Source organism: Lactobacillus gasseri ATCC 33323 = JCM 1131 (genome assembly GCF_000014425.1).
In the GTDB taxonomy this organism is placed as follows: domain Bacteria; phylum Bacillota; class Bacilli; order Lactobacillales; family Lactobacillaceae; genus Lactobacillus; species Lactobacillus gasseri.
The window spans coordinates 1143600-1159330 of the sequence record NC_008530.1; the positions used below are offsets into that span (position 1 = coordinate 1143600).

The window sequence follows — 15731 nt, forward strand, 5'->3', positions numbered from 1 at the left end:
GTTACTTTAAATTAAAGTTTAAAAAAACGCTTAATAACAGGAATACGTAATGCGATTTCTACAATTATTAAACAAAGAACAAATAAGATCGGTACCATAAAAACGGGATATTCATAAAAGAAATGAATTTTCATTAACTTATTAATGAAAAACGGATGTATCATATATATTCCCATTGTTGCAGGTATAATAAACTCAATTAACTTTTTATTTTTAGGATTTAATACAGAAAAAATAATTAATATCAAAACTGAAGTAAAAATAACTAAAATATTTCCATAATTAGCTTCAGCATAATCCCAATGAATTACATTTCTATTCCATATTGAATATATAATTACTATAAAATATAAAAATATAGCACTAAAACTAATTATCATTATATGTTTTTTTACATATTCCTTTATTTTTATAAATCGTAGATTACCGATCAATCCTCCTAAAAGATAATATTCAATATATAAATATATTCTAAAAACTTGCGGTATATTCTGAATATTTATTGAGTTATCCAAATGAAGAGATATATCAACTCCAACACAGATTAAAGTTAATATAAAAGTTAAAAATAGGTATCTTTTAAAATTATTATGTAATATATACCATAATAAAGGTGAAATTATAAGCATAAAAATTAATGCCCAAAAAAACCAAAAATGATAAAAATGATTGCTTGAAGTCGTTACAAAAGCTGTCCCTTTTAACTCTTCTAAAAAGATAAAACGATGTTTTACAATTAACTGACAAATACTATAAACTAATACCCAACCAACTATTATAAAGAAGATGTCTACTACTCTTCTTAAAACATAATAAAACGAAATATCTTTTTTATTTAAAACAAAATAACTACTTGCCATAAAAAAAATAGGGATAGCTATAGTTCCCGAATAATAAACACTTGAATTAAAAATATTATTTTTTACAACTAAACTTGTAGGAGTTAATGAATGTAAACATATTACTAAAATACAAGCTAAAACTTTAACTAAGTCTAATCCAAAATTTCTACTTTTTCTTTTACTCACAACCATATACTTCTATCTTCTTATTTTATTTTCAACTAATTTTTTCAACTGATTAATTATATCTGCTTTTAATAAATATATTAAAAATGTATATATTAATATACCTACAATTACTTCTAACCCAAGCGAAATCCAAGTATTACTTAAATGTTGATTCATCCCAAACACAACGACGAACATACAAAAACCAGATAAACCATATTTCCATGTACTAGAAAATAATTTTGAAATATTTAATAAGCCATGAACCGCCCATAATTGATACAAAGTTACGGCAACTTCAGATAAAACGGTGGACCACATAGCACCATTTAATCCCCATACTTTAATAAGTGGTACATTGAGTATTAAATTAATAACAGCACCAAAGGTTACCGAGAACGTAAATGCGCGTTGTTTATGTATAGGAAGTAAATATTGAACTCCTAAGACATTACTCCAAGCAATTATTAGAATGACTATAGATTCTATCATCATTGCTGGGCCTACTTCTTCATAACCTGGGCCATAATACTTTGTGGCTAAAGTCAAAGAAACAGCTGCTAATCCAAACATTAATGGATATGAAACTGCTGATACAAAATCAAATGACTTATATAACATGTTGTTAACTTTATGCATATCACCATGAGAAACAGCATTAGCCACATGAGGTAGCATAACCGTCCCTGTTGCTGTAACAAGTGCTAAAATCAATTTAACCAAATTGTCAGAATACTGATAATAGCCTGAGGAAGTCTCGTTTACCATTACACCAAGCATCGTTTTATTAAGCTGAACATAAACTTGGGTTGCAATTTGTGGAATGAACAATTCTGCCATTGGTAAAAAATGCTTCCATGGATTTAGGAACCTCAGAGAAACCTTGTTAAGATCCCGTCTTATATTTGGCCATAACGTCAAATTACCGATTAATGTCGAGAGAGCAAGTACAATAATGTACAAGGTTACGTCATTGGGTCCTTTTATAAAGACAAAAATAGCAATCATTGATAAGACTTTCACCAATGAATTTTTTAATACCGTAACTTTGAAATCTTCTATACCTTCATAAAACCATGAAATGTCAAAAGCTATTGCTATTAAATTAAGAGATTGTGCCCACATATACTCTGGTTGACGAGTATAAAAAATCATAAAAATCTCAAATGCTACAAAAGCATAAAGTGTCATAATTGTTTTAACTATTTGGATTTCCCAAAAAGTTTTTGACATTTGATCTTTATTTTCTCTAACATAAGCAATTTGTCTATTCCCATAATATCCAATGCCCATATTTGCAAATAAAATAAAGTATTGAATTATGGAATTTGTAAATGAATTTGCACCGACACCTTCTGGACGCAAAACACGACTAACATAAGCTGATGTAATTAACGGTACAATTATTGCTAATACTTGATATCCAACATTGTAAAGGTAATTTTTAATGACCTTCATAAAAACTATTCACCAAATTCATTTTTTACAGATTCTAAAGCAGCTGCAATTACTTGATCCATATTATAATACTTGTATTGACCTAAACGACCGCCAAAAATAACTTTATCGTTTTCTTTTTCAGCTAAGTCTCTGTATTGTCCATACAAAGTATTATTTCTTTCATTGTTAACTGGGTAATATGGTTCATCTCCACGTTTCCAATCAGCAGGATATTCACGAGTGATAATAGTCTTGTCTTTATCACCCTTACCAAATTCAAAATGCTTGTGTTCAATTACACGAGTATATGGAGTCTCTGCATCAGTATAGTTAATTACTGCATTACCTTGATAATTATCTACATCTTTTTCTTCAGTCTCAAAACGAAGAGAACGATATTCAAGTTCGCCTAACTTATAATCAAAGAACTTATCAATCATGCCAGTGTAGACAATCTTATCAAAGTTCTTTAAATATTCATCCTTCTTATCAAAGAAATCAGTATTCAACTTAACTTCAATATTTTCATTATCAAGCATTTTTTCTACTATTTGAGTGTAACCACCTTTAGGAATTCCTTGATAATCATCATTAAAGTAATTATTATCATAAGTTAAACGAACTGGAAGTCTTTTAATAATAAATGCTGGCAATTCTGTAGCTTTTCTGCCCCATTGCTTTTCTGTATATCCCTTAATTAGTTTTTCGTAAATATCACGACCAATTAAAGAAATTGCTTGTTCTTCAAGATTTTGTGGTTCTTTACCAGCCATTTCTTGACGTTGATCGTTAATTTTATCCATAGCTTCTTGTGGAGTTCTTACTCCCCACATTTCACTAAAAGTATTCATATTAAATGGTAAATTGTACATCTTACCGTAATAATTTGCTACAGGACTGTTAGTATAACGATTAAATTCAGCAAATTGTTGTACATAGTCCCAAACTTCTTTATTTGATGTATGGAAAATATGAGCTCCGTATTGATGAACTTGAATGCCATCAATTTCTTTAGTATAAACGTTACCTGCTAAATGATCTCTTTGTTCAATTACGGTAACTTTATTACCACGTTTTGCTGCTTCGTGAGCAAATACTGCTCCAAATAAGCCCGATCCAACTACTAAATATTCTTTTTTCAATTCCTTACCTCATTTACCTTACAAATTATTACCCAGTTTTCTTATTGAAAAAGTATTTCCTAACAATAAACAAAACGGCGAATACCATGGCATCAATAGCTGTGGGTCAAACATTGAATGGATAGCAATTAAACATAAAGCTATTGATAAAAATATATTTTTTTGTTTTATTGCTTCTCTGCATACTTGAGTAAATAAAATTAGGATTATACCAAAAAATAACCATCCATTAACTAAAAGCATCTGAAAATATGAACTATCTATAAAATCATAATTATTACTTACCACACCATTAGAAAATGTATTAAATGCTATCTTTTGCCCCAAAACATGAATTCCCCATCTTTCAATTCCCAATCGATTTAACCATAGTCTTCCAGACAATAAAGTATTATATTCTTCAAATTTATTTGCAGAAATATAAAATGTTATTATTACTAAACTAACAAAACAAATAGGGAAAATAAACATAAATATATATTTTAAGGGTTTTAATTCTAATGAAAAAAATTTATCTTTAACTAACTTATTAATAAAAATACAAATAATAAAAAACGTAGAAAGAGTAAACGGATTACGAGTATTAGTACTATAAAAAACAAATAAATTTGCTAATTCTAACAGTGCTAATTCCCAATATGTAATTGTTCTATTTTTATATACTCCATACGCTAAGGTAAAATAAAACAATAACTGAGAAGCATACGTATAATAAGAAAAGCCTAGCGATGTTCTCATTCTTAAATTTAGCCCCGCTATCATAGCTGGCGGAATCTTCCCTAAATAATATAAAGAAATTACAAGTAATAATAATAACCCAGTAAAATGCAAATAAGTTTTCAAAATATTATTAAAGTTGAAATTCCCAGCTACTATAATTAAAGAAAATGTAGCAAGAAATGTTAAAGGTGACTGATTTTTCGTCAAGATTAATATTAAAAATACAAATAATACTAAACAGATTACTTTATCTATAGGTACTCTAAAATTTGACTCTATTAATAAAAAAAGTAAGCAAAAAAACATACTCACTATCATAAATACATTTGCAATGCTACTTATGGCACTTTGAAAGGGAATTCTTACATTAACACTATTATTTATTTGCGCCCAAATTCCCCAAATAAAATAAACTGTATAAAAATATTTATCTATTTTTTCATTCTTTTCTTCTATCATTTTCTCTCACATATTCTCATTATTCTTAATTGTCTTTAGTATTTAGAGCTCATATTATGATTTACTTCTAATTTTTTTGATAGTTTTCCTTAGTTTATTTTTCTTACTGACATATAATACATAATTACGTGAATATCTGATATAAGATTTTTCATTTAAAAGCCCATTCATTATAATTTTATTTACTATTGAACCATTAAAATTACTTTTTAAGATAGGAGCAGCTTTTCTTACTTCCCTAACAGTATCTAAAATATACTTCCAATATTTATCATGAAAATAGTCGGTAGAATACAAAGAATAAACAATTAAATTTCCTAAAACAGCTTCATATAAGCGCTGTAAAATTACACTATTCTCTTTTTTAATAGGTATTTGATTAAATGCTCCATTCCATACCATTGCATGATCTTTTAATCTAGATGGATTGACATTTGTAACTGAATTATTTGGTCTATCTTTTAAATAATTTGCTAGTGGAATATCAATATACGATACTCTTTTAGCGTTAGTCAATGCATAAATATATAAAATAAAGTCTGTATAATTCACACGCATAGGGAGATCTATATTCTTTACTATGCTCGTTCGAAATAACTTAGCATGTGGAGATACAGCACCGAAAGAAAATCGTTGAATATCTTTTTCTTCTGTATATACCTTATGTGGCGTAATATTTTTAATAAAATGAACAACATGCTTATTTTTATCGCCTACAAAAACGTCGTAATAATCACCAACTGCTAAATCTAAATTTGACTTAAGAGAAAAATTATACAATTTTTCAATTGCTGTTGGTTCTAGCCAATCATCTGGATCACATACCAGAAAATAAGGAGATTTTATTTTTTTTATTCCCATCTGTAGTACCGAACCATAACCTCCATTTTCTTTATCAATTAATTTTACGCGGGAATCTTTCGCCGCATAGTCTAGAACAATATTCCTAGAATTATCAGGTGACCCATCGTTAACTGCCCAAATTTCAATGTCTTTATATGTCTGTGATATTAAACTATCTAGACACTTAGAAACATATTTTTCCACATTATACATAGGCACCAAAACTGTTACGTTTGCCAAAACAAAAAACTCCTATCTTTTTTAGATTAAACTCATATGTAGCGTATATTATAATATTTTCTTCTCAATTTTGCGTATGGCATTTTGAGTGTAAAAGCCTAATGCCATTTTTGAAGCTATTTTAGATATATTTTTTTGATATTCTAAATATTCCTGTTGTGAAATAGCATTTATCTTTTTTTCTATTTCTTCTAAGTTATTTATCACTATTCCACATTTATTATTAATCACAAAATCAGCCATTGCCGATTTTTTACCAACGATTATTGGCATGCCACAGATAGCATACATTGAAAGTTTATGCGGACAAACATATTCGTAATAACTATTTTGACCACTTTTATTTGATTTTGAGCCGTCATTATTCCAAACTAATCCCCAATCTCCTTTTAATTTATCTATTGATTCTTCTGCAGAAAAACCACCACAGTATATAGCATTGGAAGATAACTGTTTACTCATTTCTCCCATACCATATACACGATACTTAATTTTATTATTTGATTTAGAAATAGGTAAATGATTTAAAAATCCAGCTTGTTCAGAACTCAAATTGCCCCCATAAACAATTATTGTATCAGCACTTTTTTTATGTTTTTTCTCTTTATAATTGGAGACCAAAAAATCTAATGCGCTTAATTCAACTGTCGTAACTCGAACTCCCTGATTGACCAAAAACCGCGTCATCTTTTTATTTTGAGAAATTATTCCCTTATTTGAATTTAGGCTTTCTAAACCTAGCTTTCGATCATTTGTCGACATCTTCTTATCACGTAGGGGATCAATATCTTCTAAAATTGAAAAAGATTTTATATTTTTTCTTCTCAAAATTGAGTAAACTAAATTTCTAGATAAATTTGGATGAACTCTATCTATATAAAAAACAATTGAATTACGAGGCAACCGAATTAATTGATAGACATCATTTAAAAATTCCCATGGTCTTTTTTTTACATATCCTTCTCGTATATATACAGGAGTGTAATCATTCTTTTCAAAAATACTAATAATATCACGAGGGAATTTATTACCAGCAAAAATTCCATTCTTTTCCATTTTTGGCCCAATAATAAATTTATTAGTACTCATATTTTTCACATATTCTCTCATTCTATCGTCTTATTTAATTTTTTCATAGCTTCTGACCATTTAAATTTCTTTACATGCTGAATACCATTAGATGATATATTCTTTTGTAATTCTTTATTTTCAAAAATACGTATCACATTCTCAACTTGAGCATCTATATCTCCAACAGGTGAAAGTAAAGAATTATAATTATTGACGGCATACTCTCTTACTCCACGATAATCTGTGGAAACTAAACATGCTCCACATGCCATTGCCTCAATTCCCGTCAGCCCAAAGCCTTCTTCAATAGTTGAACACAAAAAAACCTTCACAGAATTATATATTTCTACAGTCTTTTTCTGTGACGCACCTTTATAATAAGTAATCCAATTCGGTAGTTCAGGTTTTGGAAATTTACCAAACATAATTACTTTTAAATCAGGATATTTTTGTTTCAATTTATCTAAAACTTTAAAAGCATTCTTCAATCCTTTATGCGGCGATTCATGGTAGAGAAGCGCAATAGTATGATTATCTCTATTCTGAATTGGTACAGTTTCCGTGTAAATAGACGTATCAATAGCATTAGGAATAAGTACAGACTCAGTAGGAGAATATTGATCCACTATTTGTTTTAACCACTTAGCCACCACAATGTTTTTAAAACCCAATTTATATGTAGCTATTAGTTCTTTATCACTAATATTCCAATTTTCATAATCTTGAATCAAATAAAGCTTAGTTTTTGCAATTAAGTTTTTATTTACTTCTTCAACTGTCTTTTCAGCAGATGTAGCTATACATACATCAAGTTTTCCTAATTTTTCCTTATAATCTAAATCTAAGTTAGAAATTTTTTTAATTTTTTTATTCAAATCAAACCATTTGGGCTCAATTTTTGTAAGTATTTTTGCGATTTTTCGTTTTACAACTAAAGGAACAGAATAATTCTTTAATAGGTCCTGATTTAAATACAGGATTAAAACCTCATGATTTTCTTTAACCAATCTATTAGCATATTCAAAAGCCATTTTATATCCACCAACAGGCTGTCTCGCAACCCCGGGCAAAACAAAACATATTCGCATTAATTTTATCCCTCTTTATCTTCTTCCATCTTTTATTCCCCTAAAAAAGTTAGATAGTCTTTTCAACTTTTTATTTTCAAATAATGTGATAATAAGAAAATTCAAAGCTAATCCATTCAGCATGGTTTTACGAGGATATAATCTTGGATGTTTTTTCTGTAAAATAATTGAGTTTCTTGCCATATAGTATTCTCTGAAAGCACTTGAATTATGAACAATCACATCTTTCCACAGAATTTTCTTATTTTCACCATGACCAATTTCATGATATATCCCTAAATAATTTATTCTGAAAATTTTAAAATTTTTCTCTCTTAAAGTTAGACATATATCTGTATCAACTAAATCAATAAATAGGTTAGAGTCATAACCTACAGTAGAAAAATAATTCTTCACGTTCGTAAAGGCTGCAGACGTAATACAAATTGGAACTTCTTTCAATTGTTCTTCTTGTTTTTCAGCAGAACTGTCCTTAAAATTTCTGTCTTTTATTAAGCAGGTTAACATTCCAATATTATCATTTGAATAATTACGGATACACTTTTTATATTCACTAACTAATTTTGAATCCAAAACAGAATCTTGATCTACAGATAATACCCAATTAAAACGATTTTTGTTTGCATAATCCATAATACTTTTAAGGGCATATGCAATACCAACGTTTTTTTTCTTTTTACAGAGAATGATATTATCGGAATAGTGGTTTAATACACTTTCTATATCTTCTATATTTTTTGATCCATTATCAAAAACATACAATTTATCTACTTGATTAACTAATGTTTTTAAATTCTCCTTAAATCTGGGTATTTCAGGATTATAAGTTACTACTCCACCTAGGATTTTGAAATTCATTTGTTTCATCAGGTTCCCTCTAAAAAGATTACGCATCAATTAAAATCCAATTTTTATCTATTAAATTAGTATCATACCCATCATTATTCCATCTAGCTGGTGATACAACAATTTTATCTTTATACTCAGATAAAAATTGACCCCACCATGAAAATGTTGAATTAGATAAAATAAAATGCTTACAACGTGACATTAATCTTAATGTTTCATAAACTGGCATTTCTTGAGACACAAAAATAACATTTTTATCAGTAAATTTAAGATTTTCTTTACACCATTCTATATCGTCAGAAAAGCAAAAATATACAGTATTTTCAAGTCTTTTTTTATCAAAATATTTTTTGGCTCTTATATAATATTCAGGACTACAAACTCCATATTTTTTTGCGTTTTTATTATTAAAAAAGTCGCCACGTCTAACCGAAATACAAACTGAATTACAATTATCAATCTTTTCAAGAAGCGATTTGTTAAGGGAGCTAACTGGAGTAACTGGAATCAGTTCCTTTTGTAATTGTTCTTGAATTTCATATATAAAATTTGATTCGCATATACCTGATACCAAAATTTTGTTATTTTTATAGGGATATATTTGATTAACCCCTTCTCTTACCCAATAAACCCCTAATTTATTTAACGTACGTTGACCAACTTCAGCCTTATCAGCTTGTTCCTGTCTACTTTTTTTCGTTAAGCTCTTAATCTGAATTGCTTTTAAACCAATCGCGATCTTTTGAATGAAATTTGACTCATTTTTTAGGATAGTTCCCGATTTAGAATAATAACTGTATGGAACTGTTTTAAAATCTTTTAAATAGTCTATCCAACCATTATTTTCATCTTTTTTTTCAAAAATTTTATTAAAATTTAAGCATAGTTTTTCTTTATTTCCAATTGCGAGCTGAATATATCTTGCTACGGCATAATGAAATAATTGATTACCACACCGGCCATCCATTTCAACATATAACATATTATTATCCTCTTCTAATTGAAATGATTTATTCGTACAATTTACGTTTTAGGATTTTATACTTAACAAATTCCTTAAATGGTATAAGACGATACTTTAATTTTTTTATGAATTTTGAGCCTTTATACCAACTAGAAGCATATAAATGAATACCATGAGTATTTTGTGTCATTATTATTTTTTCCGTTCCCATTTTCTTGGGAGAAAAGTAATCTGAAGGATAAATAATAAAATCTCCTACCCTTTGTAATTCATTACGTTTATAGTCCAATCCGTGTTTTTCTAATAGTTGCGTAGTTATTTTTACACAAATTTCTGGATTAAAATTATTATCACTATCTAGAAAAGAGTGAGTATTATAATAATCTATATTTTCTTTCAAAAAATGATTGCCTTTTTCACTAGCAAAACCTACACCAGTATTAACTCGACCTTTTTTCTCAAAAGACATAAAATTACCTTTTTCAACAAGATCATCGATTGGCTTAATCAATTCTACATCGGTATCCATATAGACACCACCTTCGTTATAAAGAACATCTAATCGAACATAATCAGTTAAGAAAGCATACTTTTTGCTGTTATAAGCTAATTGCGTATACTTAGTTTTATTTACATCATAATTTGATTCATTCCACTCTTTTATTTCATAATCTGGACAATATTTTTTCCAAGATTCTATACAATCCTGAATCACTTTCGGTTTTGGATTATTTCCAAACCAACAATAATGTATCACTTTTGGTATTGACATTTACTTCTCCACTAATTCATCAACAATATGTTCTAAATGCTCATTAAATTGCTTGTTATTACTGGTTTCACCAGAGTTTTTAGTTTTCACAACTTTATCGTAGTTTTTAATTGTATTAGCAAGCTGATCTATATCATAAACAGGAATTATATTATTCATTCTTTTATCAATTAATTCGGTGAAATCAACCTGATGATTATTTACGTGTTCATGATATTTTTCTTGTCTTGGAACAACAATTGGAACTTTTCCAAATTGAAGTGCTTCAATAAAACTTGAGGGGCCACCGTGAGTAATTACAATACGTGCTTCTTTTAAAGTATTTTGCATTTCTTCAAAAGACATCATTTTATGATTATCGCAATGAACTGGTTGATACGTACTAAACCCAGTTTGAATAACTACTTTTTCTTTGATCTTGCCGTCAGCTACTAAATCATCTATTTTTTTTACTAAACGATTAAAGGGCTGCTCATGTGTTCCTACAGTAACAAAAATCATTCTATCACCTTAAAAAATACTTCCTAAATTAATTGCTTTAGGATAAACTTTCTTCATTTCTTCCCATTCAACAATAAACTTATCTGTTATAGGATACACAAGTTTTCCTGTAATTGTTGGTTTATCATATCTATCAAAAACTTCAATGTAAACGGTTTTTGCTCCCATCAATTTTCCGATATAAAAAAATGGAACTGCTACTGCAGCCCCACTAGAAATAATTACATCAGGACGTTCTTTACGGAGCACTTTAATTGCTAAAAAAGTATTACGAATCAAGTTTTTCAAATTACGATTTGTTGGATAGTGACACCCATACATTTTCTCTCCTTTGAGTTTACTTCTTGCATCTTCTTTATCAAAAGTAACCCAAAATCTATCTTTATTCTGCCAAAATGGTTTTAACATATAAAGATGAGTTAAATGTCCACCACTAGAACCAACTAAACAAACTTTCATACTTTTAACTTTTCTCCTTAATACGCACTATTCGGATGAATTACAACACCTACAGTCTTCAATAAAATCTTAAAATCAAACCATAAGCTACTATTATTAATATACTCAAGGTCTAATTCTACCATTTCATCAAAGTCTGCGTCATTACGCTTAGTTACTTGCCATAAACCAGTACACCCTGGTGTAACAGTCAAACGTAATTTATCATAATCAGTATAATCAGCTACCTCGATCGGTAGAGGCGGACGTGGCCCAACTAAAGACATATCGCCCTTCAAGACATTCCATAGCTGAGGTAATTCATCTAAGCTATATTTTCTTATTACATGACCAACCTTGGTTACCCGGGGGTCATCTTTAATTTTAAACATAGCCCCATCAATCTCATTTTGTTCTTCTAATTGTTCCACCATCTTATCAGCATTAACAATCATAGAACGGAACTTCCACATTTTGAAAGGCTTCTCATCTTTTCCAATTCGCTCTTGCGAATAAAAAGCTGGTCCTCCATCTTCTTTTTTAATTAAAATAATTAATACTAAAAAAAGTGGCGATAACAATATCAAAGCTATTCTACTAGCTAAAACATCAAATCCACGTTTAATAGTACGATAGCCCATACGTCCATTGACTTTTGACGGATCTAGTTTTATTTTTTTAACCTCTTGTGCCATCATTTAAAACTCTATCCCCCAATAAATTAAAATAACCAAAATCTTTTCTTTTTCTTTAATGGTCTCCAATTTAAGTTAACATTATCATAATTAATAATGTTTCGCGCATTTTGCTTAAAGCTATTAGCAACATCCAACCCTTGCGTCTTTTCTAGTTTCTCATAAGCGTCATGCATCCGACTTTCTCGTTTTGGCAATGTATGGGCATCTGAAGCAAAAGTTGCTACTTGTCCTGCTTCTACAAATCTATCCGCTAATTTTTCGATTTCTTTACCGAATACTCCCACATACGAACTAGCTGTGATTTGTGTTAAACATCCTTGTTCAATAAATTCTTGTAATCTTTCAGGATGGGCTAAGATTCCTGAATTTCTTTCAGGATGAACAATAATTGGTGTAATCCCGCGTCCAAGCAACTTAAAAGTCATATCCTTAGCATAAGTTGGTACATCTTCACTTGGAAACTCCAATAACATATATCTGCCATCTTCATCACAAAAAAGAATATCATCATCGTCTAAGGCTTGAGGTAAATTACCATTTAAACGAACTTCTTGACTAGGAAAAATAGTTAAAGGAATATTATTTTCTTTTAACGCTTTCTGAAAATCAGCAGTTTCTTTTATAACATCTTTTTTATGATTTAGGTATTTTCCATTTAAAGTATGTGGCGTCATCAGCGCATGGGTAATTCCATCTGCTACTGCTGCCTCTGCTAACCCTAAAGATGAATCTAAATCAGGAGATCCATCATCAATACCTGGCAAAATATGTGAGTGAATATCAACTAATACCATTTTATTTATTTCGATTCTCCATCTTTTTGTTGACCGTATCCATAGCCATATCCGTAACCGTATCCATAACCATAACCATAACCATCTGGACCAGTTCGTACGTCATTCATCACATATCCTAAAACGTGCGTCTTAGTTAACTTAAGCATTTCTAATGCACGTTCAACACCCGCTTTTTGGGTAATCCCTTGACGAACTACAAGAACCACGCCATCCATTTCACCAGCTAAAATCTGTGTATCAGAAACTTCAAGTATAGGGGCTAAGTCCAATACAACTAAGTCATAGTGTTCTTTCACCATATTTAAAAATGCACGCATTCTGTTAGAACCCAATAATTGTGCTGGGTTAGGTGGAATCGGTCCAGCTGGCATAACTGAAAGATTTGGAATAATATCTTCTTTTACAATATCCGCCATGTCAACTTCATTAGAATGTGAAGTTAAAATTGTTGTCAACCCTACTCGATTAGGAATATCAAAGGTTTGATGTAGTGTAGGTCTGTGGAGGTCAGCGTCAATCAATAATACTTTCTTACCTGCCTGAGCCATAGTTACAGCAGTATTAACAGTAACAGTCGATTTACCTTCACTAATATTAGCAGACGTAAAGGCCAAAGCCTTAATTTGATGATCGACACTTGTAAAATCAATATTTGTCTTCACAGTTCTAAACTGCTCACTAACTGGATTTTGTGGTTTAGCTACAGTGATTAACTTAGCACCATACTGCATAGTCTCATCAGTACCACGTTTTTTACGTCTATTAAACAATCCCATTTATACGCTCCTATACTCGTTTCTTTTTATCAGAATCATTATTATTGTTAATACTAAACTTATTAGATAAGTGAAAGTGTGATACATGACCTAAATTAGTTAATCCCAATTCTTTAGTCAAGTAATCATCATCTCTTACCGTAGTATTAAATGAATCGCGTAAAACAATTAACGCAATACTAATAATTAAACCAAGTACAATTCCTGCTAAAGTAAATAAACTAGTTTTAGGGAATGTTTTTGCACCAATTGCAGCGGGGGAAACAATAGTAACATTATTAACGTTCATAATTGTTTTGATCTTACCTTTAAAAGTTTGAGCCACTGCATTAGCAATTGCTTGAGCTTTTTCAGGATCGTTACTTTTGGCACTAATAGTAAATACTTGAGAATTTTGTTGAGTAGTTACAGAAATTGATTTTTGCATTTCTTTAGCGCTAACGTTATAACCCCGACCTGCTCTTCTAATTACTGCTGGTTTTGCTGGGCTAACTAACTTCTTAGTACCATCAGCTAAAGTCTTATACTTAGCCTTTTTAGCAGGCTTTACTACTTCAGTAGGATTCTTGATCCATTTAGAAGCGTCTTTCAAAATAACAGGACTAGTAACAATATCTTTATAAGTATTAATTACTTGTACATCAGCCTGTTGTGCAGTCAATGCCTGACCAGCATCTACTGGATTACGTTTCTGGTTAACTAAGATCTGAGTAGTTGAAGTATATTTAGGTTCAACCACAAAAGCAGCTAGAATAAAACCAACTGCTCCTAAACCAATTGCCCATAAAATAATAGACCAGATATGTGCTCGAAGGAGCATCCATAATCTACGTAAATCGATTGTATTTTCAGTCTTTGTACTGTTTTCCACTTTTTCCTATTCTCCTGTCTTCAAGGTTTCCGGCTTAAGCCCTAAGGCAGCACGTAACTTATTACTAATTCTTTGACACTCTGATCGACTGACTGATTCATAGGCAACGCCATTCTCCCAGTCGCCTTGTCCATGAGCATAATCAGTAGTTACATTATCAGTTGCATGACGATAATTCTGAGCTAAAGCAATCATATTGTCAAAAGTTAAATTCGTCATGGTTTGCTTAGAGATTGAGTTCAAGAAAGGTTGGTTTACAACTGTCTTGTAAGAAATGGAACTCTTTAATAATGCCATAATTACAAGCCTTTGTCTCTCTTGACGCCCATAATCTCCTCGAGGATCGTCATAACGCATTCTACTAAATGCCAAAGCCTTCTTCCCATTCATGTGATAAGTTGCGCCCTTAGTAAAATGATAGCCTTCATAATCAAACGTTAATGGCGACTTGACTGTCACTCCTCCAACTTGATCAATAGCCTTCTCTAATCCGCCCATGTTTACCATTACATAAGCATCAGTTGGAATATTAAAGTACTTCTTGATCGTCTTAACAGTCTCATCTACACCGCCATAAGTATAAGCTGAATTAATCTTGGCTGGTGAATAGTCTGGATAATCCGGCAAGTTAACCTTCATGTCTCGAGGTAAGCTAACAACTGTTGACTTATTAGTCTTAGGGTTAATAACCATCATCATAATGGTATCAGTTCTACCCTTGTAAGAACGACCAAATTCACCTGTATCTGTTCCCAGCAAAAGCAAGCTCATTGGCTTTTTGTCCTTAAGAGTGTCGCTAACCTTCCGATCACTAATCTCGTTACTCATCGGATTATACATATTGTTAGTGGCAACATGGATATTGTGCCAAGCGATAATAACCGCAATGATATCTACCACAAGGAAGACACCTAATACAATCCAAAAGATACGCCAAAACTTTTTACGTCGATGATGACGGTGATGATGTGAGCGATGCTTTATTTGATTATCACTATTATTATGATCCATTTTATTCCTCTTTTATTTTTTGCTTTTTTTAGTAATACTAA

General features: G+C 30.5%; 17 protein-coding genes. All 17 read right to left on the reverse strand.

From position 1 onward, the window contains the following. Positions 1-11: 11 nt before the first annotated feature. A complete protein-coding gene (locus LGAS_RS05605) occupies positions 12-1034 on the reverse strand; it encodes an acyltransferase (RefSeq protein WP_003657173.1) in 1023 nt (340 codons plus the stop codon). 6 nt (positions 1035-1040) lie between these two features. After that, positions 1041-2468, reverse strand: a complete 1428-nt coding sequence (locus LGAS_RS05610; RefSeq protein WP_003647162.1) for a flippase — start codon at positions 2466-2468, stop codon at positions 1041-1043. A 5-nt stretch (positions 2469-2473) separates the two neighbouring features. Next, positions 2474-3592, reverse strand: a complete 1119-nt coding sequence (gene glf / locus LGAS_RS05615; protein WP_003647161.1) for a UDP-galactopyranose mutase — start codon at positions 3590-3592, stop codon at positions 2474-2476. Between the two features lie 18 nt (positions 3593-3610). Then, positions 3611-4771: a hypothetical protein gene (locus LGAS_RS05620; RefSeq protein WP_003647160.1), complete on the reverse strand. Its 1161-nt coding sequence runs from the start codon at positions 4769-4771 to the stop codon at positions 3611-3613. Between the two features lie 54 nt (positions 4772-4825). Beyond that, the gene (locus tag LGAS_RS05625; protein WP_003647159.1) at positions 4826-5854 is read right to left on the reverse strand and encodes a glycosyltransferase family 2 protein; all 1029 of its coding nucleotides are present in this window, start codon (positions 5852-5854) and stop codon (positions 4826-4828) included. Between the two features lie 48 nt (positions 5855-5902). Then, positions 5903-6964, reverse strand: a complete 1062-nt coding sequence (locus tag LGAS_RS05630; protein ID WP_003647158.1) for a sugar transferase — start codon at positions 6962-6964, stop codon at positions 5903-5905. Beyond that, entirely contained in the window at positions 6961-7956 is a 996-nt protein-coding gene (locus LGAS_RS05635) for a glycosyltransferase family 4 protein (RefSeq protein ID WP_225792980.1), read from the reverse strand. The genes LGAS_RS05630 and LGAS_RS05635 overlap by 4 nt, the downstream gene beginning before the upstream one ends. A gap of 72 nt (positions 7957-8028) precedes the next feature. Then, positions 8029-8880, reverse strand: coding sequence for a glycosyltransferase family 2 protein (locus tag LGAS_RS05640; protein WP_021314851.1), 852 nt, complete (start codon positions 8878-8880; stop codon positions 8029-8031). A 19-nt stretch (positions 8881-8899) separates the two neighbouring features. Further along, a complete protein-coding gene (locus LGAS_RS05645) occupies positions 8900-9844 on the reverse strand; it encodes an alpha-1,2-fucosyltransferase (protein WP_003648655.1) in 945 nt (314 codons plus the stop codon). A 28-nt stretch (positions 9845-9872) separates the two neighbouring features. Continuing rightward, a complete protein-coding gene (locus tag LGAS_RS05650) occupies positions 9873-10598 on the reverse strand; it encodes a glycosyltransferase family 32 protein (protein ID WP_003648654.1) in 726 nt (241 codons plus the stop codon). Beyond that, the gene (locus LGAS_RS05655) at positions 10599-11099 is read right to left on the reverse strand and encodes a glycosyltransferase (RefSeq protein ID WP_003657179.1); all 501 of its coding nucleotides are present in this window, start codon (positions 11097-11099) and stop codon (positions 10599-10601) included. It lies immediately after the preceding gene. Positions 11100-11108: 9 nt separating this feature from the next. Continuing rightward, complete coding sequence (pssD, locus tag LGAS_RS05660) at positions 11109-11558, reverse strand: PssD/Cps14F family polysaccharide biosynthesis glycosyltransferase (RefSeq protein ID WP_003647154.1); 450 nt, start codon at positions 11556-11558, stop codon at positions 11109-11111. 17 nt (positions 11559-11575) lie between these two features. Continuing rightward, complete coding sequence (locus LGAS_RS05665; RefSeq protein ID WP_003657181.1) at positions 11576-12235, reverse strand: sugar transferase; 660 nt, start codon at positions 12233-12235, stop codon at positions 11576-11578. Positions 12236-12258: 23 nt separating this feature from the next. Continuing rightward, complete coding sequence (locus LGAS_RS05670) at positions 12259-13029, reverse strand: tyrosine-protein phosphatase (protein WP_003657183.1); 771 nt, start codon at positions 13027-13029, stop codon at positions 12259-12261. 5 nt (positions 13030-13034) lie between these two features. After that, positions 13035-13808 (reverse strand): CpsD/CapB family tyrosine-protein kinase, encoded by a 774-nt coding sequence (locus tag LGAS_RS05675; RefSeq protein WP_003654424.1) that lies wholly within the window; start codon positions 13806-13808, stop codon positions 13035-13037. Between the two features lie 10 nt (positions 13809-13818). Beyond that, positions 13819-14679 (reverse strand): YveK family protein, encoded by an 861-nt coding sequence (locus LGAS_RS05680; protein ID WP_003647150.1) that lies wholly within the window; start codon positions 14677-14679, stop codon positions 13819-13821. Positions 14680-14685: 6 nt separating this feature from the next. Continuing rightward, a complete protein-coding gene (locus LGAS_RS05685) occupies positions 14686-15690 on the reverse strand; it encodes an LCP family glycopolymer transferase (RefSeq protein WP_003647149.1) in 1005 nt (334 codons plus the stop codon). Positions 15691-15731: the final 41 nt, after the last annotated feature.

Coding starts and splice junctions, on each gene's coding strand:
- LGAS_RS05605 (WP_003657173.1), bottom strand. CDS start 1,034: ATGGTTGTGAGTAAAAGAAAAAGTAGAAATTTTGGATTAGACTTAGTT.
- LGAS_RS05645 (WP_003648655.1), bottom strand. CDS start 9,844: ATGTTATATGTTGAAATGGATGGCCGGTGTGGTAATCAATTATTTCAT.
- LGAS_RS05620 (WP_003647160.1), bottom strand. CDS start 4,771: ATGATAGAAGAAAAGAATGAAAAAATAGATAAATATTTTTATACAGTT.
- LGAS_RS05635 (WP_225792980.1), bottom strand. CDS start 7,956: ATGGCTTTTGAATATGCTAATAGATTGGTTAAAGAAAATCATGAGGTT.
- LGAS_RS05610 (WP_003647162.1), bottom strand. CDS start 2,468: ATGAAGGTCATTAAAAATTACCTTTACAATGTTGGATATCAAGTATTA.
- LGAS_RS05650 (WP_003648654.1), bottom strand. CDS start 10,598: ATGTCAATACCAAAAGTGATACATTATTGTTGGTTTGGAAATAATCCA.
- LGAS_RS05685 (WP_003647149.1), bottom strand. CDS start 15,690: ATGGATCATAATAATAGTGATAATCAAATAAAGCATCGCTCACATCAT.
- LGAS_RS05630 (WP_003647158.1), bottom strand. CDS start 6,964: ATGAGAGAATATGTGAAAAATATGAGTACTAATAAATTTATTATTGGG.
- pssD (WP_003647154.1), bottom strand. CDS start 11,558: ATGAAAGTTTGTTTAGTTGGTTCTAGTGGTGGACATTTAACTCATCTT.
- LGAS_RS05675 (WP_003654424.1), bottom strand. CDS start 13,808: ATGGGATTGTTTAATAGACGTAAAAAACGTGGTACTGATGAGACTATG.
- LGAS_RS05640 (WP_021314851.1), bottom strand. CDS start 8,880: ATGAAACAAATGAATTTCAAAATCCTAGGTGGAGTAGTAACTTATAAT.
- LGAS_RS05670 (WP_003657183.1), bottom strand. CDS start 13,029: ATGGTATTAGTTGATATTCACTCACATATTTTGCCAGGTATTGATGAT.
- LGAS_RS05665 (WP_003657181.1), bottom strand. CDS start 12,235: ATGATGGCACAAGAGGTTAAAAAAATAAAACTAGATCCGTCAAAAGTC.
- LGAS_RS05655 (WP_003657179.1), bottom strand. CDS start 11,099: ATGATTTTTGTTACTGTAGGAACACATGAGCAGCCCTTTAATCGTTTA.